A 26,070-nucleotide genomic window follows, 5' to 3' on the forward strand; every position below is an offset into this window, starting at 1 on the left:
ATCAACATGTTCAGACACCTAAAAAAGTGAATCAACACATGAAGTTGATTAAGCATGGCAGGCGTTATTAAAAATAAATTACATTCAAAGGATATATACTTAACCTAAATGTTCAATTAAAACTGCCTAAAAAGAGAACAATTTCAAAAAATATAGAAAAAGCAATAATCACATAATACAGCCCTTTGATTTCCGAATTTTTTTCTTGCAACGCAAAAAACCAGCCGGAAGATCCGGCAATGACAGACAGCACCAAAACTTGAAGCGACATGTGATTCCAAAAAACGGTCCAAAAGAAAATGATCGGAAGCGCCGCACCGAAAATAGTGGAAACGATTTTGTTTTTGGAAATATATCCATAAACAGCGCCGCCGCCAATCATAAATAAAAATGTCGGAACAACACCAATCCAAAATAACCATCCGGAAAGCGTATCAGCATAAATCAGCCAAACGGCAGCAATATAAAGAATCAAAAAGACAAGCAGGAGAATGGTATTTTGAATTATTTTTTGGTATTTCATTTTGAATCACTTGAAATAAATCAATGGCAAAAACACCAGTACAAGCATTAAAAAGACAAGAATCAAAGAGTTAAATCCTTTCATGTCAAAATCCGATTCATTTTTGGCTGAAAAATAACCGATTGCTCCCTGCACAACCGGAATCAGAAAAGCGACAAACCAAAGATTGGATTCTCGAAAAACATACAAATACGGTATTGAGTAAACGATTCCGAAAAGAACCGATTTCTTGACATCTTTGGAAAGCAATCCGAAAATTAAACTGCCAAAAACATAAAAAATTGCCGCAGGAACTGCCGGAAGAACGCTTCCGGAAAGCGGGCCTGAATAATACAAGAAAATACAGATGAAACAAACCGCAAAAAGAAACAAAAATAATAAATTGTTGTTTCTATTTGTCGGATTGTATTTCATAGGAATCAAATCACTATTCTTTATTTCAAACTCATCTTATACGCCGCAATTTCAAGAACGGTTCCCAAACTTTCATCGCTGACGCGAACAATCAATCCGGTTGATTTTCCGGCCGGTATGATCTCGCCGAATTCTTCAAAACCCCTGTTGCCGGCAACCAACGTTTTGGCGCCGCCCGACAACCGTTCGGCAAAATAAAACGTCGTTTTGAAACAGCCGTCCCAAACCGAAAGCCAAAAAACCGTTTTCTTTTTGTGAACGCCTTTGCACAACCACATATGGCCGTCGTTGTAATACCGCCACTCCGGAACAATGTTAAAATCCGGACCGGTGACGGATTCCATGAATTTTTCATAAGCGGAATAATCGTTGCCGAGCACATTTATTAAAACGGCGCCGTCCGGATAAACATCCGGATCCTTCAAAATGGGTTTGTCCATCTCTGATTCCCCCGCATTCATTTTTTATTGATTCATTATTCCTGGCTAAACGGACTCAAAATGATATCCACGGTTTCAAAGTTGTCACCGTAAATGGTTCCCCGGAATTCCGCGAACTGCCCGCGCGGGAATGTGAACGTCGCCGTCACGGTTTTTGTCTGATTGACGCCGATTGAGTCGATATTTTGAGTGTCGTTCATCCGGCTGGATTTTGAAAAGATGCCGTTCATTTCCACCGTCACGTTTTCAGCCGTGTTCGGACCGCGGTTTCGGATGACGACCGTGATTTCATGGGTTGCCGCCGATTCGCCCTTGGCGATCAGCTTGCGGCTGACCGACCCTTCCAGCGCGGCGGTGATGTTCATCTTGTAAATGTGAATCGTTGATTTGTCGACGCCGGGCGGAACTTCCCCGATGTCGTAATCGTTCGACGTCGTTTCCACGTAATAGTATTTGCCGTTGCGCTCAAAATACGTTCCCGCCGCATTATCGATTCCGGCAACGCCCAGCGCCATGTGGTTGTCAAAACCCAACAAAGCGGTATCATATCCCATTTCGTTCAGGAGCGCGGCCGCCAAAATCGAACTGTCCTCACAGTCGCCGCCGCCGTCAACGAGCGTTTCAATCGGATAACGCGGATATTCGTCAAAGCCGGTCGTCACGCTGTCGGACGTGTACGGCATCGCCTGAATGAACGCAATCATATTTTCAACCACTTGGTCTTCAGAATAATTGTAAAGCGCGCCCTGCTGCTTAAACGAGTCCACAATTTGTCCCAAAACGGCGCGGTCGTCGGGCGACACGGCGTATTGAGAATAATCGCCGCGCGTGTGAGATTTGTTCCGGTAGTCGTTGTACATGTCAATAGGAACGGAAACCGTGTACGACCAACTCTGGTTGTCATAAGTCCAATTGTACGTGCGCGTGTAGTATCCGGGCTCATCGACTTGATTGTTGAAATAATTCACACGATCGGGATCGTTGATTTCAGCTGCCGAAACATTGCCGGAAGAATTTGTTCCGTTGGATTGATTCGACCCATTTGCCGGATTAGAAAAATTCGAGAGCCGGTCCGCCGGATTCGTGTCGGAGACGAGCGGCAAAACATAAAAAACCAAAGCCGCCAAAACGACGACGAAAAGAACCAAAAAGATCATTTTGGACATTTTTCCCATAAAAATTCCCCATTTTTCAGTAATTCAGTATTTCAATTAAGATTGATAAAACGATTTGAAATAATAATCTTTGGACGGGAAATTATCGCCGTAAATAACACAAGCGAAGCGTGCTTGTTCTCCGCGCGGAACGCGCAGCGTCGCTTTGGCGTAGCCGGTGCCGTCTTCCGAAAAGTTGCCGATGAAAATATCGTGCTGCGGCGTCCAGGCTTTTGTCGAATCAAACGGCGGCGCTTCGGCGTAGATATAAGCGGAAACGTTTTGAGCAGTCCCCGGACCCTGATTCGTGATGTTGCAATAGATTTCGTAGTAAGCGTAATGAGAATCAGCATTGACGAATGTGCTGGTGACGTTTGCCGTTAATTGCGGCACTTGAACCATCGGATAAATTTTGGCGGAAGAGGATTGGACGCCCGGCGGCACTTGCCCGATTTTAGGACCGGGTATCGTCGTTTCCACATAATAGTATCGGACACCTTTGTATTCGTAGTAGCTGCCGGTGAGGTTGTCGCTGCCGGCGACGCCCAACGCCATGTGCCCCGGAAAAACCAAAAGAACAGTTCCGTAACCCATTTCCGACAAGAGCGCGGCGGCCAAAATCGAACTGTCCTCGCAATCGCCGCCGCCGTCGGCGAGCGTTTCAATCGGATAGCGCGGATATTCATCGTAACCGGTCGTCACGCTGTCGGATGTGTATGGCATGGCCTGAATAAAAGTGATGATGTTGAGGACGACTTCGTCGTCCGTGTAATTATTTTGGATTCCTTGTTCCCGGAAACTGTCCACCAGCTGCCCCAGAATTTTCCGGTCGTAATCGGAAAGCGCATATTGATTGTAGTCGCCGCGCGTATGGGATTTGTTTTGGTAATAAGAATAGGCGTCGTCCGGAATTGAAATCGAATACGACCATTCTCGCCCGTCATATTTCCATGTGTAAGTCTGAGAATGGTAAGTCGTTGAAAAAGCAGATTGAGAAGAAGCGTTGACGGCGGAATTGTTGGTCAAGCTGACATTGACGGCTTCCGTTCGGTTGACGGTGGTTTCATTCAAATTTGAGTTGTTTGTTTGCGAATAATTGACGCCGGAATAAGCCGGCTGATTGTTTGATTCAATGCCGGAATCCGCTGAATCGAGAACAATAGAAACACAAGAAAGGATGACCATAAAAAGCACAATGCTGAAGAAAGCCATCAGTAAAAATTTAGCCGTATATCCCATCGAAAAACCCCTGTAAAAGTAAAAAATAAAATAAAATTATAAAATAAATATGGAGTTTTTCTATAATAAGTTGTGTAAAATGTTTTAAAAATCAATTTTCGGCAACGGAAATATAATAAAAATATGAGTTTGATCATATTTCCGTTATTTTCCGTTTTTTCCATTATTTTGTTATTTTCCATTATTTTGTTATTTTCCATTATTTTTGTTATTTTCCATTATTTCATTATTTTCCGTTTTCTCCATTATTTCCGTTAAATTTCCATTTGTTTTTTCTTAAACCTCAACATCGTCATGCAAAACTTCGGTTTTCAGCGTCACCGGCGAGAAATTATCCCCGTGAACGGCCAGCACGATTTTCGCTTCTTCAGTTCTCGGCACGCGAAGCGTCGTTTTCGCATATCCGGTTCCGTCTTCGGAGAGATTTCCGACCCCGATATCAAAGTCCGGCGGCCAAATTTTCAGATCGGAGGGCGGGTACTTTTCGACGAAAAAGTGAACGGACGTATTTTCAGCCTTTCCCGGACCGTTATTTTTGATGTCAGCTTCCACACGGTAGTAAATATAATCCAAATCAAAACCGATGGGCTTATAGGTGAGCGTGGCCGTCATTTTCGGAACCGGGATCAGCGGATGAACAACGACGTTGCTGATATCCACATTGGGCGGAATTTCGCCGGCTTTAAAGTCGGTGGTCGTGGTTTCGATGTAATAGTAATTGCTGTTCCCGAACGAAATGGTTGCCGTTTTCGGATCTTCCGTCCGCACGCCCAGCGCCATATGATGCGGAAATTCCAAAAGAACGACGCCAAAACCCATTTCATTCAAAATGGCGGCACCCAATATGGCGGTATCCTCGCAATCACCGCTGCCGTCAACCAATGTTTCAACCGGATACCGCGGATATTCGTCAAAGCCGGTGGTTTCAAGATCGGATGTGTAAGAAATGGATTGAACGAATGCAATGACATTCAGCCCGATTTCTTCCCGGGTGTAATTGTGTTCTTGCCCCTGTACGGTTAATGTTTGAGCAATTTGCTGAACACAATCGCGATCGTAGTCGGACAGGGCGTACTGTTCATAATCGTTTCGCGTATGGGATTTGGTTTTGAAATAATCGTAAGATTCCTTCGGAATGTAAACGGTATAAGACCAGCTGTCGCCTTTAAAATTCCAGTTAAAGGTTTGCACGTAATAATTAAGATCTCCGGATCCGACCAATCCCGGGGTTTCATTTAAACCTTCAAAACCGGCCATAACATCTGTCACCGGAGCCGATTCGGCGGAGCGGACCATTTTTCCATTGTGAGCGGAAACATAAATATCGCCGGAAATATTTTGAGAAGCGGACAGGGGCGTGTGATCATTCAACCCGCCATAAAAACCGAACCCATCAGCATAAGAAAACAAAATGGACAAGCCTATGCTTCCGGCGATCAAAAGGATTGTTGTGAAAAACAGAACGCCCGCCGCCTTAAAGAAAATCGTTTTTGGTCTGCTCTTTTCAGACATTTTAAATCCTCGGATTCAAGTCGTTTACCACTTCGTAAAATATCAAACATGTTAATTGCAATAAAAGGAAAGAAGTGCCAATATAAATATATAATCATTAAGATTAAAATGATATTATAGTTTAAAAAATAGGTTATAAAATTAAACAAAAAGAGAGGAAGAGGATTAAATAATAGATTAAAATAAGATTATTTGAATCAAAATATAACGCAGAAAACGACGTGTCCCAAATACAGACATCAAGTGACTCAGACTGATTTATTCTTCGTTTTCGGATTTATCATGATTGTTCATCCGAATGAGCGGTTTTGACAAATGTCTTCGAGCCGACGGCGGCACTTCATAAAACCCGATATTGATTTTTCGGACCGCAGCTGTTTCCGCCTTATTTTCAGATTTGGTTTTACAGGTTCTGCACCGGAATCCTTGGCCTTTTCCGGCGGATTTCATCCGTTTTTGGCAAACCGGACAGATCGGATTTTCAAAAGAAATATCCGGCGCAAGAAACAAAATTTCAATTTTTTCCAGATTCAGCGTGTTGTTTTTAAAACTGCCGTAAACAGCAACTTTGTCCCCCGGAATCAGTTTTCGGATAATTTTTCGGAAATTTCCGGTCGGTTCAAAGGCGGCGCATTCCGGCAGATTTTCGTAGTCGTCCGCCAGTACAAGGATGTCATGACCGCCTTCATTTGTTTGGACCTCCCGGACGACGGTTCCTTCCAAAATATACGAATGCAGCGGAATCATTTCGGCCGCCGATTGAATCGGAAGAAGATGCGCGTCGGTCCCTTGATTTGTTTTAAAAATTTGAGAGAAATAAACAGGTTCGCTGACAACCATTTCCGCGGCAGTCCGGACGATTTCGGGCGATTCGCCGCGAATGCCGAACAAGACCGGATCTCCAGAACTCGGAACGCAAACCGGAAACGGATACTTTTTTTCCGAATAATCAATCGTGTCCCAAGTACCGGGAGAAGTGGCTTGGTCGGCGGCAATCAAACTGTCCGTGTCAACAACGCGGGGCGATACGGATTGATCACCCCAGCGGACCGGGTCGCGGTACGCCAAATATTCATACGTACAATCCCATCCGGGATTCATCATGGCGCCGCAAACGGCCAGCGCGCCGATGAGTCCCCGCCCGTTTTTGAGAGACAGGTGCGGAATCGAATAGGCGGAAACAATTTGTTCGGCTTCAGTGATTTCAATCACATCGGTGACGGCTTTTTTGAAAAAAGAATCCAATCTTTCTTTCAATTCGGAGCCGGCGTCCTCAAAAATAAAAACAGCGCCCGGGTTTGTCTTTTCGCAGCCCGTTTCCGCCGATTCGGCAATTTTTTCGGAAACGAACGAAATCAACCGATTCCGAAATTCGGCGGTGTCTTCCGCCGGAAGAAATTCAAACCCGAGCGCCGCGTTCCCACGGGTTTTGTAAGGGATGGACGGGTTGAGGCGGATCAAATGCAAATCGCCGGAAACGGATCCAAACCCCGCCGCTTCAAGATCGCGGGCGATCAGCGCGGCTAAATACGTCGTGCACATGCGCTCATTTGAATCCGTATCGTCCATTCCGATGAACATGAAACCGACATGAACGGCAAATTATTTTTAGGTTCGTTTTAAAAATTAATTGGAATGTTTTTTTGGATGGCTTTTGAATGTCTTTGAATGTCTTTGATGTTCTTCTTCGAATGGTCTTTGAATTTCGGCGGATGTAAAAGAATGTTTATATAGACACTTTTTCATAATTGATAGCAATGGCAAAAGATGTCTTGATGGATCAGGTTGTTCAAATTCTGCATGAGGCGGGCTTTGATGTATCCGAGCGGGTCAATATCCGTCCGGGAAGCTTTGATATTGCCGCCCGCTGCGGCGACGTCTTGCTGTTGTGCAAGGTTTTGTTCAACATTGACGGCCTGTCCGAGGAAACCGCAAGCGAAATGCGCCTTCTCGCAAACCTGCTTGGCGGAACGCCGCTGGTGATCGGCGCGAAAACGCGCGACCAAATGCTGGAAGACAACGTCATTTACATGCGTTACAGTATCGTGTCCATCAACGTGCAGACGCTTTACGATTATTTTGTGGAAGGGATTACTTCTTTTATTTCCGCGTCCCCGGGCGGCCTTTATGTTTCGATTGACGCGACGGCGCTCAAGGAAGCGCGCATCGCCAACGACATGTCTCTCGGATCGCTGGCGGGCGCGATCGGCGTTTCCCGGCGGACCATCAGCAAATATGAAGAAGAAGGGATGAACGCGTCGATTGACACGGTTTTGACGCTTGAGGAAATCTTAAATGTGGAATTGGCAAAGCCGATTGATATTTTAAACCCGTCTTTTTTGGTCAAGCGCCAGGAAAAGGAAAACAAGGAAAAACAGGCGCGGGAACAAAAGGACAAAGAGAAAGCGGCAGCTGCGTCGGGCGGCGGTTCCGCGCCGATGACGACGGAGGCGGCCGAAGAATATTTAAAAGAATCTAAGAAGAAATTCGACAAGGATGGCAGCTACATTCATCCGCCGGCGCCGGAAAAGGAAATGTTGTCGTACATTTCGACGCTGGGCTACGACGTCAAGGAAACGTCGCAGGCGCCGTTTAAAGCGATTTCAAAAGACAAGCAGTCGGTCATTTTAACCGGCGTGAGCAATTATAATCCGGCCGTGATTAAGCGGGCACGGCTTCTGAGCAGTATTTCGGATGTGATTCAAACGGAATCCGTCTTTTTAATCAACGGCACGTCCAAGGTGAAGTCCGTTCAGAATACGGTTTTTATCGAAAAGAAAGAATTGGTCAACATTCACGGTCCGGAAGAACTGATTGAAGTCATTGAAGAGCGCAAGACGCCGGAAAAATCTAAAAAACAGTAACTCAAGGGAAGATTATGCGTCCGGCTTTACAAAACGTTTATCAGAAGCAGCAGACCGAAATTTCGGCCGCCCCGTCCAAGCGGCTGGCCGCCGAACAGGCCGCCCGAAAAATGTTTGTTCAAAAAAAGATTGCGGCACCTGAACATATTGCGTTCATCATGGACGGCAACCGCCGCTTCGCCAGACAAAAAGGACAAGCCCCGGCATGGGGACACCGGATGGGCACGCAGACGATGGAAAAAATTCTGCAGTGGGCGTATTTGTCCAACATCAAATACATGACGGTTTACGCTTTTTCGACCGAGAATTTTAAGCGCGACCAAGACGAAGTGAACAACATTTTCGAGCTTTTGGAAAAAACAATCCGCCGGTTGTCGGAAGATGAGAAAGTTCAAAGCAAAAGCATCAAAATCCGAATGATCGGGGACGCGTCGCCGCTTCCGGAGCGCATCCGCAACTCGTTTTTAGAATTAGAAGAAAAAACGAAGCACAACAACAAAATGTGCCTCAACGTCGCCATCGCTTACGGCGGGCGGCAAGACATCACGCAAGCTTTTTTAAAAATCGCGCAGAATGCCGAGTCCGACACCATTAATGATGCGGAAATTGCCAAATATTTGTTCCCGTTTTCAGACGAAACGGTTCCGGATGTGGATTTATTGATTCGGACCGGCGGCGAAAACCGGACGTCCAACTTTTTGCCGTGGCAAGCCAACGGGAATGATGCCGTCGTCGTTTTTCATCAAAAATATTGGCCGGAATTCAATTTGAAAGATTTGCTCGGAACGCTGCGCCGCTACCAAAAAATTGTGAAGGAACGGGACGACGCGAAGCAAAAAAGGCTTGAGCGAATCGATGAATTTTTGGGCTGATTTTTTTGAGCGGGCGGCGGCGCGCGCGTTATAGCGATGGTTTTTTGGAGATGCCGTGGAAAGTGCGGATTTCATTTTTGTTTTTGAGTTTTATGAAAACGTTCGTTCCTTTTTTTTGATTTATTATTGCCTGTGTTCCCCCTTTTTCTATTCTTTCGTGCAAACCATCCCGCTTAAACAGACGCCTTTGGCGTCTGTTTAAGCGGATACTGCAAGTATTGGGATTGGAATAGCGAACGGGAGATGCATAACCGGAACAGGAAAAACCTGTATTGTTAGGAACAGTAGATGCAAAATCGGAACAAGAAAAGACTGTATTGTTGGAAACGGAAGGTGCAAACTGCAATCTAAAAACAGTTAACCGTAGGTGCAACTCAGTTTTGTAAATTAGAATACATCTACAGATCGGATTCCGCAAAATACAGACGCAAAGCGTCTGATTTTGCGGGGTGGTTTGCTTGGGAAGTTGGAACAAGCAAACCCAAATTTAAAGCGACCGAAGGGAGCCGTTCGCGAAGCGAACTTGCAGAAACAGACTCCAACCGCCACTGAAAAATTCCTAGCGAAGCGACGGAATTTTTTTTCGAAAGGTTCATATAGTGGGTTTATTATTGTTAGAATCCATACCAGATGATTTCTCTGCATGAATTAGGGAGCATATCTGGAAACGGGTTTTCAGATAATTTTAAGATAAGATCAGAATCGGACAACATTGTTTCGAGGACTTGAATCTTATGCTTTTTTATTATGTTCTCCCAGGGAAACGTTTAGCACTTCAATTAAACTTTGATTTGATTGACAACGATCAATTGAGACTGAGTTGCAAAAAATCATGCTCATATTTGCAACTGAATAATTTCAACCGAACTTGATTTCGGTGAATCTTCAACGTGAATTCGTCTCTTCATTCATATTCATATTTATTTCAGATTTTGAATGACGGATTGAAAAATTCATGATTTAATTCATGTTTGTATTGGAAACGTTGAATATTGAGAATTCTTCCCGCGTTATTGCGGCGCTGCTAAACGTTACGTAGTCTAACACATTTTCCATCAGGAAATCAAAAGGAAATTAAAATGACAAAACAAGATACATCTGCATCTGTGACGTTTAGCGATCTCGGCATTTCTAAAAGCATTATCGACACGCTTCTTTTAAAAGGATATGAATATCCGACGCCGATTCAAGTTCAAACCATTCCCTTATTCTTAAAAGGCGAATCCAACATCATCGGACAAGCCCAGACCGGCACCGGAAAAACCGCCGCCTTCGGCGTTCCGATTATCCAAAACATTACTCAAAAAACCGGCCACGTTCAGGCCATTGTTCTGACGCCGACCCGCGAGCTGGCGATTCAAGTTTGCGATGAAATGTCCTCCTTTGGCGGCATCCGCAATTTAACCATTCTTCCCGTTTTCGGCGGCCAGCCGATTACGATTCAACTCCGCGCGCTTTCCCAAGGCGCCGACATCATTGTCGGAACGCCGGGCCGTGTGATCGATCTCATTCACAGAAAACGCCTCGATTTGTCGCATTTGTCTTACTTCGTTCTTGACGAAGCCGACGAAATGCTCAACATGGGCTTTATTGACGATATCAAAGAAATTATTCAGCACACCAACGACGAAAAACGCATGTTGTGCTTCTCGGCGACGATGCCCAAACCGATTCTCGGCATCGCCAAAAAATACATGGGCGACTACGAAATGGTCACCGTTGAAAAAGTCACGGAAGGCGCCCTGACGGAACAACTGTCTATCGACGTGCCGCCGTCATTGAAATTTGAAGCGCTTTGCCGCGTCATTGATTCCGACCCGGAATTCTACGGCCTCGTTTTCTGCGCCCGCAAAGACACGTCCGACGACATCGTTCAACGGCTCGAAGAGCGCGGCTATGACGCCGACGTGATTCACGGCGACATTCTTCAAGAACAACGCCTTCGCATCATGGAACGCTTCAGAAAGCAAAAGTTGAGAATCTTGGTCGCGACCGACGTCGCCGCCCGCGGTATTGACGTGAACGAACTCACGCACGTCGTCAACTACGACATTCCGCAGGACCCTGAATCTTATACCCACCGCATCGGAAGAACCGGCCGCGCCGGCAAAAAAGGCATTGCGATTACGCTTCTCACCCCGTCCGATTTCAGAAAATTCGCGTTCATCAAAAAAATTGCCGGCTTTGACGTCCGCCGCGTGGAACTTCCGGATGCGAATCAAGTGGCTGAAATGAACCGCGAGAAATTGAGACACGACCTGACGGTTTTAATCAACTCCGACTTTGTTGATACGGACGCTGCCGACCCGTTCCTCGAGTTTGCCAAATCTCTTCAAAACGAAAACAGAGATGCTGACGACGTCATCGCCTGTCTTTTGAAGAAAGCCTACGAAAACCGTATTTTGGCCAGAAACGACGACAAGCAATTGGACGAGATGTTTGCGCAGATTCACAAAAAGAATCAAAACCGCGACAGCGAATACGGAAGAAGAGGCGACGGCGGCCGCGACCGGAACAGATCCGGAGACCGCTACGGAAAAGGCAGCAGAGACGGCAAAGACAGCCGGGGCGACAGATCCGACGGCAAGAAATCCTGGTCAAAATCAAAAGACGAAGGCCGTGACGAACGCCGCGGTTACGTTGTCAAAAAAGATGACGGCAAAAAGTATGCCAAAAAAGATTCCGCCGGCAGATCTAACAAAGATTTCGCCACAAAGCGGATTGAAAATAAAAAAGCAATGACCGGTTCTAAAAAATAACCGGTTTCATTCATTTTTCTTTCTTCTTTTTTTATTTTTGATTATTTCAATTTTTTGCCGCCGGCGCCGCGCGCGTTATGGCAATCGTTTTTGGACGAAATTTCAAAAACCCGGGAGCATTTTTTAAAAAAAGACAGAAACAAATGTTTCTGCTGTTTTTTTTGTTTTTATTTTTTACAAATCTCTTTTTTCATACAATTTACAAGACAAGAGGCAGGACAAAACCTGCAGAACCAATCCGACCACGACGAAACCGATACCGATCAGATAGATGTTGGAAGCTGCTATATCAAACAGAGTTGCCGGATCTAAATTGCTGAATTCGATCAAAAGCGGAATTGATGTTGAAGCTAAGAAGATCAGCATCAGCGGCAAGTACGCAAAGAGTTTTGATTTGGTATACCCGTATTTGAAAAAGATCGGATATTGGGCGGCAATCACCAGCGCGCAGATGGCGTATAAAATGCAGATAACCACCAAAAATTCGGAGATTGTGATGTCTTCCCAAGCGTTAAAGATCGGCAAAACCGCCAAAATTAAGACGACGATTGTTCCGATCAATTCGATGAGGAAAGCAAAAGCATACCGGCCGATGACAACGTGTTTGCGCTTTACGGAAAGCGTCGAATAAAGCGTGTCCAGACCGTACCGCTCGCCGATTGAAAACGGGTAGGTGGCGAACAAGGTCAGAGAAATCATGAGAATGGCGGCGATCATGCCGATGGAACGAAAGACCAAGAACAGAACCAGCCAGATTAAAACCATGCCGAACAGGGATTTTTGATACGGTTTGATGGTGTAAAAATCTAAACGCGCGACGGATAATATTTTATTCATATTTTGCCTCCTTTTATTTTTCATTTCGTCTTTTGCTTTTTTATTTTTCATTTTTTTTATTTTCCATTTTGTTTTTTATTTTTACATTTCCTTTTGGTTCATGTTAAACCGGATGACGATTTCATCGAGCGTACTCGGTTCCACAAGAACGGATTTCGGCAGCATTTTGACATATTCCCGATCAATCAAACCATCGAACCCGACGCCGTATTCTTTGTAGCCGATGATTTTCTTTTTTTGTTCTTCGGACAAAATGTTGAGACCGCCTTTGGCGAGAAGATATTTTTCGAGCAGCTCGTCTTTCGTGTCCGAATAAACGATTTTGCCGTTGCGAATGAATGTGATGTAGTCGGCAATTTTTTCAAGATCGGACGTGATGTGGGTGGAAAACAAAATGCCTTTATCTTCGGTCATGAAGTCGCGCAGGATTTCCATGAGTTCGCTTCGGGCGACGGCGTCAAGGCCGCTCGTCGGCTCGTCCAAAAGAAGCAAATCGGCGTCATGGGAAAGCGCAACAGCAATCATAAGTTTCATTTTCATGCCGCGGGACAAATCTTTGACTTTCTTTTTGGGATCCAAATGAAACCTCTCAATCAGGGTTTTGTATCGGGCGTCGTCCCATTTCGTATAAAAGACGCGGACCGATTTTCCGACATCGGTAATCGTCCATTCATCGACGTAAAACGGTTTGTCCATCACAACGCCGATGCGTTCTTTAATTTCCGGCTCGGAAAGGAGATGGTCTTCACCGAAAACGGAAATTTGACCGCCGTCGAGTTGAAGCATATTCAAAATTGTTTTCATCGTCGTCGTTTTTCCGGCGCCGTTTTGTCCGATAAATCCCATGATGAAGCCTTTGGGCAGGGAAAAGGAGACGTCCAAATCAAAGTCGGTAAAGTGCTTGGAAACGCCGTTGAGTTCCAAGATGTTGTTTGTGTTAGTCGCTGTTGTCATTATTGTCACCTTCTTCCAGCAGAAGTTTGAGCATGCCGGACAGTTCCGCGCCGGTGAGTTTGATTTGGCGGGAAATGTCGATGGCCGATTGCAGATTTTGTTCGATTTCCCGCAGTTTTTGTTCCCGAAGCAGTTCGGTGTTTTGCGGTTTCACATAGCAGCCCTTTCCTTGAACGTTGACGACGAAGCCTTCCTGTTCCAAATCATTATACGCGCGCATGGTTGTAATCACGCTGATGTTCAAATCCTTGGCAAGCGACCGGATCGACGGCAATAAGTCGCCGTCAGCGAGTTCTCCGGAAAAGATGGCGGATTTGATTTGTTCCTTGATTTGTTCATAAATCGGAACGCCGGCTGTGTTGGAAATGATTATGTTCAAGGCTGTTTCTCCAATCTGTTAATAGTGAGTATAAACAGTATAGACATATATAAACATTACGGGAATTTGAATGGAATTGCTGGATTTTGGTTTTTTGCGGCGGCGGCGTGCGCGCGCGTTATGGCGACACATTTTCGTTTTGCGTTTTTGAAACCAGGCAACTCAGTTAATTTTGAGTCTATGCAAGCCACCCGATCACTTTTTGAAGATGCCAAGCAAGCCCACCCGAAAAATCAAACGCAAAGCGTTTGATTTTCTCGGAATCCGATTAATAAGATAGGATACAGTGACAGTAAATGCAATCGGAACAGTCAGCTGCAGGTACAAATTGGAGCAAGGAAACGCCTGTATTGTTGGAAACAGTAGATACAGACTGAAATCTAAAAATAGTGAATTGCAAGTGCAATCATAAATCTAAAAATAGTGAACAGTAGATGCAATCAGAAATCTAAAAATAGTGAACTGCAGGTGCAATCAGAATCTAAAAATAGTGAACAGTAGGTGCGATCGGAATCTAAAACAATACAGAAACTGCATTTCCATCTCACTTTCATTTTAAGTAAATCTCAATTTTCACCCATTGCCGCTTCGCGTCAATGTGCGAAAATTGAGGGATAATTTGGATGGATTGATTATGCAGCTACAGTTACCATTACTGTTACTGCTGCAGTTGCTGCTGCCGTCATTACGTTTCCGAAATTATTCCAACCAATCAGCCATTACTTCAAACTGTTTTTGAGATTCTGTCACTTTTTTTTCTTTCGGCGGAAAAGTTGCGTCAAATTCTTCCACGCCGTCCGGCTCGGCTTCAAAATCCGGGCTTTCGAAAAGTCGTCCGGAAACATTTTCAAGCGCGCCGTTTTGAAGAGGAAGCGCCATCATGGCTTTTGCAAATTTACCATCGGGGCGGCTGACCTTGTAAGCAGACGCGCTCTTGAACCCAAATCTTTGGTAATAACCGGGGAACCCGTAAATGAAAATGGCGGAAAATCCCATCGCTGTTGCTTCTTTGATTGAATGATTGACGAGTACCGCGCCGATTCCTTGTTTTTGATATTCCGGCAAAACGCTGAGCGGGCCGAATGTGATCGTCGGAAATTCACGTCCGTCGTTGCCGACGACTTTTGATTTAGAAAAAACAATGTTTCCGACAATTTTGCCATCGCAAACGGCAACGAAATCCAATTCCGGAATGAAATCGGGCGAATTTCTCAGTTTGTGAAGAATGAGATGTTCACTGCAGCCGGGAACGTAAAGATTCCAAAAGGCTTCACGGGTGAGTTCTTCAACGATTCTGTGGTCGACTTTTGTTTCGAGGCGGATTGTCACGTTTTGCATACATATCTCATAGCTGCGTTCTTATTTCTATTTGCCGATTGCCTCTGTTTCTAAAATACAGGTTTTTCTTAGTACCGTTTTGCATCTACTGTTTCCAACAATACAGTTGTTTCTTGTTCCGATTTGCATCTGCAGTTGACTGTTCCGATTACATCTGCTGCCACTGTATTCTATCTTATTAATCGGATTCCGAGAAAATCAAACGCAAAGCGTTTGATTTTTCGGGACGGTTTGCTTGGGATAATGAAAAACGGACTTGAAACAAGGGAAAACAAAAACTAAAAGTGAAGGACGTTTTCGTTTGAAAGTCTCCAAAAAATGAACGCGATAACGCGCACGCAGCTGCTCGCCAAAAAACAAAACAAAAACAGAAAGAAAAAAACAAAACCCAAAAAAAGAAAAGAAAAAATGATTCAAAAAATTGAATCATTTGTTGAATTTGATGTCGCCTTTCTCAATCAAAGCGCCCAAGTCTTCAAGGCTCAAGCGGCCGTTTTGTTTGAGTTTTTCTTTGGCGGAATCGTGGATCTTGTCGACGCGCTTCTCATCTTTTTCGGCTTGGAAGTCTTTGGCGCGTTCCAAGTAGATGTCCAGCTCGCGGCGGGTGATCGCAATCGTCTTTTTGAGCGGGTCGATTTTCGCGGAAATCGGCTTAATCATCGTGTAGCGCTCGGTCAGACGTTTGTGGTAACCGTCGGCTTCCTTTCTGAGTTCGTCGACCTTTCTGAACGTCTCAATCATGTCCAAGTGATATTTTTGGGATTCTTCGGACAATTGCTTGATTTCAGCGGACAGCTCGTCGCTCTTTTGGTACATGCCTTTGTTCGATTGGTAGAACTCCTGCATTTGGCGGTGAAGCTCGTTCGCTTCTTTGGCGGCCGAAAGGCGTGTTTCAAGGCTCAAAAGCTTTTCAAACACGGTTTTCTCGTGTTCCAAATTGATATCGTTTTCAAGGAAGGTTTTGAGTTCGGCGCGGTAGGCTTTGGAGAGATTCTCAAACGTGCTTTGAGAAATCTTGTTGCACTCGTCGCGGCGGGCTTTCAACTGGTTGATTTCTTCGGATTTGGATTTGGAGCCCGACATTTCAGTCGTCCGGACGCCTTTCTTTTCAGCAATCTGTTTGTTGACCTCGTCCCTTTTGTTGCGGCTTTCCTGAGCGGTTTTGGAGAGTTCGCGCACTTGAGCATTGAGCTCGTCGCGTTTTTTCTTCAAGTCGTCGCCGTCGGTGCGGTGAAGTTTGAGTTCCCGGAAAATGGTTTTTAAGGCTTTTTCGTCGCGGTCCAAAACGTTTCTGAGTTGGTTGGACTTGGCTTTGACTTCATTTTCCGTCATTGTGGAAACGGTGACCTTCAATTCGTTGAGGCGCATTTCCACAAGTTCTTTGTCTTCTTTTAAGACGGCGGCTTCTTCAGCTTCCTGCGCGGCCATGGCGTCTTTTTCGGTAAATTCGACCTTTTCAACTTCTTCTGCTGCGATTTCTTCAACGACGGATGTTTCGACGACAGTTGTTTCGGTTGTTTCAGCGGATTCGGAAACAAACTCGGATTCATTGTTTTGATAATTTTCAGACATGTTGCCGGCCCCCTTATTTCATTCCTTTCCAGTAAACCAACGCGTCTTGATGGCTTTCAATTCTTTTTTCCAGCCAGCCGACTCGTTTGTTTTCGCCGGTTTCTTTTTCCTTTTCACCCAAAGACGTTTTCTGAGCAGTTAAGCTTTCAGCGGCCTCTTTGCCGTCCAAATACGCTTTAAAGGACGCGTCAGCTTTGGCCAATAATCCGGAAACATCGCCGTCCAAGCCTTTAATGTCGGCGGCGAGCGCGTCGTAAACCGCTTTGCGTTCTTCAACGGTGTCCGACGTTTTTGAAGAAACGAGTTCAGACAATCCTTTCTTGATTTTCTCAACGTCTGCCGGACTCAAATTCATGTTCTTTAATTCCTCTTCGGCTTCGTATCCGGCGTGGTGTTTCTTTTCATCGAAAACCCCGATTTTTTCCTCGGCGGTTTCAATGCTGCTTTTCAAGTCTTCAATTTCACGGTTTAAAGAAGAGGCACCGGACGTGAGCGCGTCGTATTCGGTTTTGTATTCGGCAATAAAACGCTCATGTTTTTCAACGGCTGCAGAGATGAGTTCATCTCGGTTCATGATTTTAATTTCGTCGGCTTCCATAAGAATCACCTGTTCAGGCAATTGAATTTTTCAAATTGAGACTGAAAAACTGCAAAAATTTCAAAAAAGAAATGAGAAATTATTGTATTTTTGAATTGAAATTTCATCATAATTGAGCTCAAAAATGAAGTTCAAATGAATTTATTTTAAAGAATAATTTTACCCAATGATTACGTTAAAGTTAATAAACTATTTGATAAATAAAATAACATATTGACATTTTTATAATTGGATGTGATATTTTTTGAATCCACAGACATTTTGGAACCGTATTGATTTCGGATTCGGATCAAATGGTCACGTAAATCACGTGCGGAATCTCATCAAAGTAAATCACAGAGTCTTCATCAATCAACCCGCAATCAATCGCGCAGGTCACCGCCTTTTTTCCGATTAAATTGGCGGTCGTCGCTGACAGAAGTAAATTGGAAACCAATTCAGCGTCCGCCTCGGACCCCTGATAAAACGCGGCGCTGACGCTGATCTCACAGCTTTCGTTTTTGAGTTTTTGGCCGATAAGCTCGCGGTCGCAAACAGCCACCATGAAATGTTTATGGGTTTTATAAGTTTTAACGTACATTTGATCGGCCTCTGCGGCTTAATTTTATGAATAATTTCAGATTTGAGTCGGTTTCAGATTTAGTGAATCAGTTTTTAATGAATCAGTTTCAGATGATCGACATCGGGTTCCAAGATTTCGCCTTTTTGGCGCATCTTATTGAGGGTAACTTCCATTTCTTCTTGGGAAATATTGGACTTTTCCGCTTCGGCAAACACTTCTTTTCGAGAGGCTTTGCCGCCGGGCGTCCGCTCGGAAATGGTCCGGATGATGTCTTTAATAATGCCGATTTTGTCCCGCTGGGATTTGCTGATGCCCGACGCGATAATGTCGGCGTCCAGCTGTCCGGTGCTCGGGTCGATGCCGACGTTTTTGAGGCATTCCATCGTGATGTCCGTCGTCCGGATGGCGTCGTCCATTGTCACCCGGTTGCTGAGGCGCACGCGCGCGCTGGCTTCCGCCAAACGGACCAGTGCTTCCAACTGGCGGGCCGTCACCGGCACCGGCGTGTTTTTGCCTTCGCCTTGTTTACGGAGGCTCGTGTAAAAGTCAATTAAATGCGAACGGGCGTCCTCATCCATCACCGGATAAATGTTGCGGCGCGCGTAAGCGATATATTTGCGGAGCAAATCCGGCGCAATGTCCGGGTTAATCGTAATCAATTGCGCATCAATCATTTCCTGCGTGATGTGCGACGCTGAGATGTTGTTTTTCTGCTGGATCAGTTCTCCGGCATAATGTGTTTGAAGGATGTGTCCGGCAATTTTCGAGTCCATCCGGCTTTCCGGAATATCGAGCAGAACGAAAATCAAGTCGAAACGGGAGAGCAGGGCCGGCGGCATATCAATCTGGTCGGCCAAACTTTCAAAGCGGTTGAACCGGCCGTAAACGGGGTTGGCCGCGCCGAGAAGCGAGCAGCGAGATTTTAAGGTCGCGATAATACCGGCTTTGGCAATGCTGATGGTTTGCTGTTCCATCGCTTCGTGAAGCGCGCTTTTGTCTTCGTCGCGCATTTTGTCCATTTCGTCAACGGCCGCAATGCCCATGTCAGCCATGACCAAGGCGCCGCCTTCGATTGTCCAGCGACCGTCGCCGAGTTCGTCGCGAACGGCAGCCGCCGTGAGACCGCTGGCGGACGCGCTTTTTCCGGACGCGAAGACACCGCGCGGCGAAAGCCGGATGATGTAGCGCAGCAACTGACTTTTCGCGACGCCGGGGTCGCCGACGAGAATAATATGAATGTCGCCGCGGACGCGCGATCCGTCGGGGAACGTTTTAACGACGCCCGAAAACAGCTGATACATGAGCGCTTTTTTGACGTGGTCGTTGCCGTAAATGGTCGGCGCAATCGAGCTGACGATCCGGTCGTAAATGTGGGGATCTTTGCTGAGCTTGATGATTTGGTCTTCTTCTTCGGCGGTGATGTCGAGTTCGTCAAATTCCTTATCGAGACGCTCGATTGAATTGGCTTCAAGAACCAAATCGTAATAGGTAGATTTTCCTTCCCGTAGCGGGCGCTGGACGGAACGGAGAATGCCATTGATGATGACGCGGTCGCCCGGAGAAACGAGACCGGTCATGTCGTCGGTAAAATTAATTTCAATGCTTTCGGGATTGGAACCGCCTTTCAGGCTTTCGGGCGACTCCTGAATTTGTCCTTTTTGGGAGTCGATGAATTCGGATTGTTCCGCCATCAGTTTAAACGGTCCGCGTTTGCCGCAATTTTCATTTTCGCAGCCGGAATACGGTTCATCAAGTTTGGTGCCCGGCTGTTCGACGTACGTAATCGTGTCGCAGCGCATGCATTTAAAAGCCGCCTTTGTGATTCGGGGGCGGACTTCCGTTGCGCGGCGGATCATGCCTTCGACGGCGATGAATTTGGAAAGGTGCTTGCTGCGCAATTCCCGGATCGGGATGCGGTTGGGGATATTGACGACGCGGACGTGAACGTTGTCAAAACCTTTGGCGAGCGGCAGATCGGTGTCTTTGAGCGCCATTTCAAGCGCCAGAATGACGGTTTCCGGATCTTCGATGAGATCGGAGGCGATCGCGCGGTCATAAATTTCAAGATTATCGTAATTCACAACCAGGCTGCGCTTGTCGGGATAGTTGTTGGCGAGTTCCAAAACTTCGTCTTGGTAATACCGCTTCAAAAAATCTTTGAGTTTCTTATGCCATTTTTCGTCCGCAACAGCCATTCTTTCACCAAAAACCGGCGCAAGAGTTGTTGCCGGATGAATTCAATTTGAATTAAAAATGTAAGACAAGAAAGTTCAAACCCTTTGATAAATCTTTTTAGTTCCTCTTTTGAAAGATATAAATTTCAAATATAAATGAATCAGAATTGAATTGAAATTGCAACGTTTCAGGTTAAAAGTATTTATATGAAAAACGGCATTTCAACGGACAGATTGAATCCGAGATTCAACAATAATTTTTCACTGTGCCCGGTTAGTCTAGTGGTAAGGCGGTGGTCTCGAAAACCACTTCTTCATCGAAGAGCGCAAGTTCAAATCCTGCATCGGGCGCCATACCTTTTTTGTGAGATTTCTGCGAGAGAATACTTTCTGTTTTATTTGGCGGACGGCATGCGCGCGCGTTATGGCGTGCATTTTCGTTTGGATTTCGAAAAACGTGGTGCATTTTTTGTTTTGTTTTTAAGTATCGGGTTCATTTTTTACTTTTTCATTTTTTAATTTGGTGACCGCTTTTCGTTTTGTTTTCTTTTTTGTTTCAGATCCATCTTTTTCATTATCCCAAACAAACCATCCCGCTTAAACAGACGCCTTTGGCGTCTGTTTAAGCGGATACCGCACGCAATTGGGATTGGAATAGCTACCGCAGGTGCATATTGGAACAAGTGAACAACTGTATTGTTGGAAACAGAGAGGGGCAAAACGGTGTCAAGTAAACAACTGTATTGTTAGAAAACAGAAGGTGCAAAACAGTACCAAGTAAAACCTGTATTGTTAGAAACAGAAGGTGCAAAACAGTACCAAGTAAAACCTGTATTGTTAGAAACAGAAGGTGCAAAACAGTACCAAGTAAAACCCGTATTGTTAGAAACAGTTGGTGAAAAACGGTAACAAGAAAAACGTGTATTGTTGGAACAGAAGATGCAATCTGAAATCTAAAAACAGTCACCCGTAGGTGCAATCTGTAACTATAAAACAGTAGCTGCAATCTGAACTGTAAATTGGAATGTATCTGCTAATCGGATTCCGCAAAATACAGACGCAAAGCGTCTGATTTTGCGGGATGGTTTGCACGATTTGAAAAAATGTGGGTTGATTTACTTGAATTTGAAAAAAAGAGGAGAATGAATCTTTAAAAATCGAGAAAATGTGTCGCCATAACGCGCGCGGTGCCGCCCACCAAAAAAGAAAAAGTTATCCTCCGGAAACCGGCGGATAAAGCAGGATTTCATCGCCGTCTTTCGGGAAATACGACGCTGCCGATTCGCAGACAACTCTTTTTTTGTTAACCTGAATCATAATATTTCGGCGCAAATGTCCCGAACAATCAAAGAGAAGAGAACCACCGTCATCGCTTTTGAGCGAAAACTGACGCAGAATCTCTTTTAAATCCGTATTTTCAGGAACGTCCGATTCCGTTTTTTCGGGAAAATATTCCCGCAGGCGTCCGTAAGCTAAAATTGTGACTTTCATTTGTTTTCCCCGTTACATTTGCCGCAAACCGGACAGCAGTCGTCTTTTTCAAATTCGATTTGATCGAAAGAATTCGTGAGTCCGTCCCAGATTAATAATTTTCCCGAAAGCAGCTCGCCTTTTTTTGTAATGTATTTGACCACTTCGTTGGCTTCCAATGACCCAATCACGCCGCAAACAGTTCCAGAAATCGGAAACTTTTCCGGTTTTGCCGGTGTTCCTGTCTTTCCCACATTTTCCGGCAACTCGCAGCTTGAATTGGATTCGTCAGCCGGAAACGCACAAAAGAAACACGGACCATCCGGCAGAAAAACAGACACCTGCCCCGAAAAACCGTAAACGGCCGCATGGAAATACGGCAGACGGCTATTGAAAGCGAATTTGGCCAAAACCCGGCGCGTTTCGTCGTTGTCCAGCGCGTCGACGATGATTCCGGCACCGCCGGTCAACTCGGACACATTTTTGTCCGTCAACTTTTCGCAAACAGGCAGAACTGTGATGTGCGGATTTTGGGACGACAACTTCTCGGATCCGGAAACGGCTTTTTGCCGGCCGATATCTTTTTCGTGATGCAGAAATTGGCGGTTTAAATTCGTTTCATCGACCGCGTCAAAATCCAATAAAATTATTTTTCCGACGCCGGCCGCCGCCAAATATGTCGCGACGGGCGAGCCGAGGCCGCCGGCTCCGGCAATGAAAACGCAAGCCTCGGAAAGGGCTTTTTGACCGCTTTCTCCGAAGAGCGGCATTTGACGGGAATATCGGGGAATCATGAGAAGTCTCTCAATTATTATTTTGAAAAATTATTTTGAAAATTATCAACATATAAACAAACAACCGGCAATATATAAACAACCGACAACGAATAAGCAGACCAGGATATCAATCGGTTTTACAAAAATCTGACCCTTCCATCGCAAACTGTTTGTAAACGGCGCAGCCCGGACACAAGCAGGAATCGTTGCCTTCAACATCAGCCCCGGCACAGCCGATTGTTTTGTTGCCGTCGTCGCCGGAACCATATGTCGGACAGGCGCCTTTGGCGCAATACATAATGATTCCAACGGCCGGACGCAGCGAACAAACCGGACACAAACAAACCTTGGAGTGATGGAATGACGCACAGACCCCGAAGTAGCGGCCGAATTTTTGGGGATTGATTTCATCTCCGCGTTCGGTTTCACATTCAGTTTTGCATTCGGCTCCACATGCATTTTCGCATTCGGTTTCACATTCGTTTTTGTTTTCCGGTTCCGGCATAATCATCATTTCAGGATTTCTTTTTGAACGATGGCGAGATAAGCCATATCTTTGTCTTCGGGCGTACACGAACTGACAATCGAGTGCATGGAGCCGCCGCCGTCGCCGTTGTAACGCGGAATGATATGAATGTGCGTGTGCATGACGGTTTGTCCGGCGGCCTCGTAGACGTTTGTGCCGATGGAAAGTCCGTCTGCTTTCAAATTCTTGTGGATTTTCTTGGAAACGGCGTTTACAAACGCAAACAAATCGCCGGCGTCAGTCTCGGACATCTCGACAAAAGCCGCGGAATGCTTTTTCGGAATCACGACCGTATGTCCTTTGGAACACGGATGAATGTCCAAAAACGCCAAATAGTTGTCGTCTTCCGCAATTTTCAGGCCCGGAATTTCACCGGCTGCGATTTTACAAAACAAGCAATCCATATTTATCCCTCAATAATCCATTCACAAAGAAAATAATCAATTATAGAATATAGAATTAATCGGATTCATTGATTTAAATCTTTATTATAACAATATAATTTTATATATTATTAAGAATTTTAATAATAGAATTACTGATTATTTGTTTTATCCATTGAAAATACACCACAGGAGAGAGAAAATTGAAAATACTCGTCATGTCCGACACCCACATTCCGAAACTTGAGTCGTCCGAAATTGCAGCTGTCGCTGACGCCTCCGATTTTCCGATGTTTCCGGAAATCATGCGGGAAAAAATGAAAGAAGCCGACATTATTGTTCACGCCGGCGACTTTGAATCCAAAGAGATTTTCGATTTATTTGAAAAAACCGGAAAGCTGAAAGCCGTTTACGGGAACAATGACGGCAAAGAAATACAAGCCAAAATCCCCGAAAGGTTGGTTTTTGAAGAAAACGGCGTCAAGTTCGGCGTCATTCACCAAGCCGGCATTTCCCTCAACGAAAACACCGCCCGCTGGTATCTGGCGCAGGAAATGGGCGTCGACGTCCTTCTTTTCGGGCACATTCACACGCCCATGATTGACGAATACCACGGCAAATATCTGATTTGCCCCGGATCGCCGATTAAAGCACGCATGTCCGACCCATCCGTTGTTGAAATTGAGTTGGATGAAACAAAGCCGGGCGTCGTCGGCGATATTCGAGTCATTCCTGTTGGTGCGGCAGCTTGCGGATATTTGAAATTCAGAAATCAACTGGAAGAGGAAAAAGAGAAAGGAGAGAAGTAATTAAGGAGATAATTACCTAAATTTATCATAATTACCATCAAGGGTAATCATTTGAAATTTAGGTAATCGTCTTAAATTAAAAATTGAAGAAACCATTTTCAATCGTCAAAAACCACAAATTTTTCAATCAATCTCCCATGCGGACTTCTTAAAATCAAATCTTCTTTTCCCGAATACGGCCGCATGCGAATCACTTCTTCCGCCATCGCTGCATTCAGCCCGGGCAATTCTTTGAGCATGCCGGCAGTTACGGCATTGATATTGACCGGATACGGAATTCCGGAAACGGAACGGTAGCCGTGACCGGTAATCATAATGTCGTAAAATTGATTGAGATCTAATTTTCCGTGAACGCCGACCAATAACGGATACGTACCGAATTGACGGCCAAATGTGATGTCGGATTTGGCTTGCGTATCATGAACTTCCATGAACACGTCTTTGAGAACGGTACCGACCGGAACGACGCGGCGCAGCATGGGCAAATCGATTTCTTTTCGGATTTGTTCCTTGTAATCTTTGAAATATTTGTTCTGCGTCGATTGATTTTGTTTTGAACGGGAACGGTTGTGATTGTGACCGGCTGCTGATTCCGGCGCGGCGGACAAATTCTCATAAATCGGCGTTTTCGGAAAAGCCATCACTTGCCGAATATTGATGCGGCGAAGCATGAGGCCTTCATCGTAAACTTGTTTTAAGAATTCGGCGTTCAACTGAAACGTTTTTTTGGTTTCGCCCGTGAGCCCGTGAACAAAATTGACGCCCGGCAGAATTTCAGGCATGCCGTTTTCCCCGCGTTTGGCGCCTATTTCGTTGACCAAACGGATGGCTGCCAGAACTTGATCGGCCGACGCTTTTAAGTTGTTGGCAGAAATGACGGCCGGATCGGCGCTTTCCAAACCCATTGCAATAACGTCGCCGGGCGTATGATATTTGACAATCGTCCTTAAAATTTCAGCGGACTCGTCCGGAAATTCGGCAATCGTAATCGGGTTTCCGTTGTCCATGTGAAGCGTCAGCAGGTCCGGCGCAACGCGTCGGATACCGGCATATAATTTTTCGATTGCTTCCGGATTGGGTTTTAAAACTTGCCCGCCGGTATCAATGCCTTTGTAAGCAAACAGATCCGGCTGGCGGCCGAGGCGGAAATGCCGGACGCCGGCACCGTAAAGTTGTTCGACTTCGGCGATGATGTCGTCCTCTTCCCGGAAATCGGGGCGGCCGTAGAAGGATTCCGTGCAAAATGAACAATGCTTCTTTCGGCCGCAGCCGCGGTAAGTTTCGATTTCGCAGATGATGTTTGGAAAATTCGGATGTTGGCGGGCAATAAATGCGCCGTTTTTTGACCAGCGGGCGATTTCATCGGTGGTGCGGTAGCGGTGAACCAAATCGCCGCTGCTGTTTTGATTTAAATTTTTATTTTTAAAATAATCATAAACAAAACTTTCAATATCGTTTTTGGCGATCAACACGTCTTTTTGCAAAAACAATTCCGTTTCCGTCGCCGTTTTGCCGCCTTCCTGCGAATAGCCGAGACGGATCGGACCGCCCAGCATTTTGATGCCGCCGGACAGGCGGAAAAGTGCGCGGATTTCTTCGTCCGTGATCGGAACGCCGGTCAAATACTTGCCGGGAACGGTCATTCCGGAAATAATAATCAAACAATCTGCGGTTTTGAATGTTTCCGCGGTTTCTTTGCCGGCTTTTCGGACTTGGTCGATTGTCAGATAGAGGATGTCCTCTTCGGAAAAGCCGACATCGAGAAACGCGCCGGCGACGTAGCGCGGGTAGGGTGAAAGGTAAGGCGGGACGCCGAAACAGGCGGGTTCGTCCACATAGCCGTCTAAAATGATGATTTTCATAGAAACGAAGAATAGAAGCGTACCCCTTTTATTAATGTTTTTCACAATTTCCC

The 26,070-nt window shown here is 45.5% G+C and carries 25 protein-coding genes and 1 tRNA gene; 5 read left to right on the top strand and 21 right to left on the bottom strand.

From position 1 onward, the window contains the following. Positions 1 to 112: 112 nt before the first annotated feature. The 7 genes from MsAg5_RS02125 to MsAg5_RS02155 form a co-directional block, all read right to left on the bottom strand. Positions 113 to 523 carry a hypothetical protein gene (locus tag MsAg5_RS02125; protein ID WP_338098968.1) on the bottom strand — a complete coding sequence of 137 codons (411 nt, stop codon included), beginning with the start codon at positions 521 to 523 and terminating at the stop codon, positions 113 to 115. 6 nt (positions 524 to 529) lie between these two features. After that, positions 530 to 859 (bottom strand): hypothetical protein, encoded by a 330-nt coding sequence (locus tag MsAg5_RS02130; protein WP_338098969.1) that lies wholly within the window; start codon positions 857 to 859, stop codon positions 530 to 532. Positions 860 to 957: 98 nt separating this feature from the next. Beyond that, a complete protein-coding gene (locus MsAg5_RS02135) occupies positions 958 to 1,377 on the bottom strand; it encodes a DUF3788 family protein (RefSeq protein WP_338098970.1) in 420 nt (139 codons plus the stop codon). 35 nt (positions 1,378 to 1,412) lie between these two features. Beyond that, positions 1,413 to 2,552 carry a transglutaminase-like domain-containing protein gene (locus MsAg5_RS02140; protein ID WP_338098971.1) on the bottom strand — a complete coding sequence of 380 codons (1,140 nt, stop codon included), beginning with the start codon at positions 2,550 to 2,552 and terminating at the stop codon, positions 1,413 to 1,415. 36 nt (positions 2,553 to 2,588) lie between these two features. Then, entirely contained in the window at positions 2,589 to 3,770 is a 1,182-nt protein-coding gene (locus MsAg5_RS02145) for a transglutaminase-like domain-containing protein (RefSeq protein ID WP_338098972.1), read from the bottom strand. Between the two features lie 276 nt (positions 3,771 to 4,046). Continuing rightward, a complete protein-coding gene (locus MsAg5_RS02150; protein ID WP_338098973.1) occupies positions 4,047 to 5,282 on the bottom strand; it encodes a transglutaminase-like domain-containing protein in 1,236 nt (411 codons plus the stop codon). A 258-nt stretch (positions 5,283 to 5,540) separates the two neighbouring features. Beyond that, a complete protein-coding gene (locus MsAg5_RS02155; RefSeq protein WP_338098974.1) occupies positions 5,541 to 6,863 on the bottom strand; it encodes a TiaS agmantine-binding domain-containing protein in 1,323 nt (440 codons plus the stop codon). Between the two features lie 176 nt (positions 6,864 to 7,039). On the opposite strand from MsAg5_RS02155, the gene MsAg5_RS02160 reads away from it, so the two are divergent. Continuing rightward, positions 7,040 to 8,146 (top strand): transcriptional regulator, encoded by a 1,107-nt coding sequence (locus MsAg5_RS02160; protein WP_338098975.1) that lies wholly within the window; start codon positions 7,040 to 7,042, stop codon positions 8,144 to 8,146. Positions 8,147 to 8,160: 14 nt separating this feature from the next. Further along, entirely contained in the window at positions 8,161 to 9,018 is an 858-nt protein-coding gene (uppS, locus tag MsAg5_RS02165; protein ID WP_338098976.1) for a polyprenyl diphosphate synthase, read from the top strand. A 28-nt stretch (positions 9,019 to 9,046) separates the two neighbouring features. Here uppS and MsAg5_RS02170 read toward each other — a convergent pair whose 3' ends face one another. Then, positions 9,047 to 9,364, bottom strand: coding sequence for a hypothetical protein (locus MsAg5_RS02170; protein WP_338098977.1), 318 nt, complete (start codon positions 9,362 to 9,364; stop codon positions 9,047 to 9,049). Positions 9,365 to 10,097: 733 nt separating this feature from the next. Here MsAg5_RS02170 and MsAg5_RS02175 point away from each other — a divergent pair. Then, the gene (locus tag MsAg5_RS02175; protein ID WP_338098978.1) at positions 10,098 to 11,777 is read left to right on the top strand and encodes a DEAD/DEAH box helicase; all 1,680 of its coding nucleotides are present in this window, start codon (positions 10,098 to 10,100) and stop codon (positions 11,775 to 11,777) included. Between the two features lie 174 nt (positions 11,778 to 11,951). On the opposite strand, the gene MsAg5_RS02180 is transcribed toward MsAg5_RS02175, so the two are convergent. The 8 genes from MsAg5_RS02180 to MsAg5_RS02215 all read right to left on the bottom strand — a co-directional run bounded on the left by MsAg5_RS02180 (position 11,952) and on the right by MsAg5_RS02215 (position 20,212). Further along, a complete protein-coding gene (locus MsAg5_RS02180; RefSeq protein WP_338098979.1) occupies positions 11,952 to 12,614 on the bottom strand; it encodes an ABC-2 transporter permease in 663 nt (220 codons plus the stop codon). 81 nt (positions 12,615 to 12,695) lie between these two features. Beyond that, entirely contained in the window at positions 12,696 to 13,568 is an 873-nt protein-coding gene (locus tag MsAg5_RS02185) for an ABC transporter ATP-binding protein (protein ID WP_338098980.1), read from the bottom strand. Next, complete coding sequence (locus MsAg5_RS02190) at positions 13,552 to 13,947, bottom strand: GntR family transcriptional regulator (RefSeq protein WP_338098981.1); 396 nt, start codon at positions 13,945 to 13,947, stop codon at positions 13,552 to 13,554. Before MsAg5_RS02190 ends, MsAg5_RS02185 begins: the two co-directional genes overlap by 17 nt. A 699-nt stretch (positions 13,948 to 14,646) precedes the next feature. Then, complete coding sequence (locus MsAg5_RS02195; RefSeq protein WP_338098982.1) at positions 14,647 to 15,285, bottom strand: GNAT family N-acetyltransferase; 639 nt, start codon at positions 15,283 to 15,285, stop codon at positions 14,647 to 14,649. A gap of 426 nt (positions 15,286 to 15,711) precedes the next feature. After that, positions 15,712 to 16,857 (bottom strand): coiled-coil protein, encoded by a 1,146-nt coding sequence (locus tag MsAg5_RS02200; RefSeq protein WP_338098983.1) that lies wholly within the window; start codon positions 16,855 to 16,857, stop codon positions 15,712 to 15,714. A gap of 13 nt (positions 16,858 to 16,870) precedes the next feature. Next, positions 16,871 to 17,455 (bottom strand): hypothetical protein, encoded by a 585-nt coding sequence (locus MsAg5_RS02205; protein ID WP_338098984.1) that lies wholly within the window; start codon positions 17,453 to 17,455, stop codon positions 16,871 to 16,873. Positions 17,456 to 17,744: 289 nt separating this feature from the next. Then, complete coding sequence (locus MsAg5_RS02210) at positions 17,745 to 18,035, bottom strand: DUF424 domain-containing protein (protein ID WP_338098985.1); 291 nt, start codon at positions 18,033 to 18,035, stop codon at positions 17,745 to 17,747. 74 nt (positions 18,036 to 18,109) lie between these two features. Continuing rightward, positions 18,110 to 20,212 (bottom strand): minichromosome maintenance protein MCM, encoded by a 2,103-nt coding sequence (locus tag MsAg5_RS02215; RefSeq protein WP_338098986.1) that lies wholly within the window; start codon positions 20,210 to 20,212, stop codon positions 18,110 to 18,112. Between the two features lie 247 nt (positions 20,213 to 20,459). On the opposite strand from MsAg5_RS02215, the gene MsAg5_RS02220 reads away from it, so the two are divergent. Next, positions 20,460 to 20,545, top strand: a tRNA-Ser gene (locus MsAg5_RS02220). Positions 20,546 to 21,403: 858 nt separating this feature from the next. Here MsAg5_RS02220 and MsAg5_RS02225 read toward each other — a convergent pair. The 4 genes from MsAg5_RS02225 to MsAg5_RS02240 form a co-directional block, all read right to left on the bottom strand. Next, a complete protein-coding gene (locus MsAg5_RS02225; RefSeq protein ID WP_338098987.1) occupies positions 21,404 to 21,682 on the bottom strand; it encodes a MoaD/ThiS family protein in 279 nt (92 codons plus the stop codon). Continuing rightward, the gene (locus MsAg5_RS02230; protein ID WP_338098988.1) at positions 21,679 to 22,455 is read right to left on the bottom strand and encodes a HesA/MoeB/ThiF family protein; all 777 of its coding nucleotides are present in this window, start codon (positions 22,453 to 22,455) and stop codon (positions 21,679 to 21,681) included. The genes MsAg5_RS02225 and MsAg5_RS02230 overlap by 4 nt, the downstream gene beginning before the upstream one ends. A gap of 109 nt (positions 22,456 to 22,564) precedes the next feature. Then, the gene (locus MsAg5_RS02235) at positions 22,565 to 22,951 is read right to left on the bottom strand and encodes a DUF2769 domain-containing protein (protein WP_338098989.1); all 387 of its coding nucleotides are present in this window, start codon (positions 22,949 to 22,951) and stop codon (positions 22,565 to 22,567) included. After that, positions 22,948 to 23,367 carry an HIT family protein gene (locus tag MsAg5_RS02240; RefSeq protein ID WP_338098990.1) on the bottom strand — a complete coding sequence of 140 codons (420 nt, stop codon included), beginning with the start codon at positions 23,365 to 23,367 and terminating at the stop codon, positions 22,948 to 22,950. The genes MsAg5_RS02235 and MsAg5_RS02240 overlap by 4 nt, the downstream gene beginning before the upstream one ends. Positions 23,368 to 23,549: 182 nt before the next feature. On the opposite strand from MsAg5_RS02240, the gene MsAg5_RS02245 reads away from it, so the two are divergent. After that, on the top strand, positions 23,550 to 24,155 hold the full coding sequence (locus tag MsAg5_RS02245) for a YfcE family phosphodiesterase (RefSeq protein ID WP_338098991.1): 606 nt from the start codon (positions 23,550 to 23,552) through the stop codon (positions 24,153 to 24,155). A 98-nt stretch (positions 24,156 to 24,253) separates the two neighbouring features. Here the strand turns inward: MsAg5_RS02245 and MsAg5_RS02250 are convergent, their stop codons facing one another. Further along, entirely contained in the window at positions 24,254 to 26,062 is a 1,809-nt protein-coding gene (locus MsAg5_RS02250) for a radical SAM protein (RefSeq protein ID WP_338098992.1), read from the bottom strand. Positions 26,063 to 26,070 lie beyond the last annotated feature (8 nt).

The organism is Methanolapillus africanus (genome assembly GCF_032714475.1).
GTDB classification, from domain to species: domain Archaea; phylum Halobacteriota; class Methanosarcinia; order Methanosarcinales; family Methanosarcinaceae; genus Methanolapillus; species Methanolapillus africanus.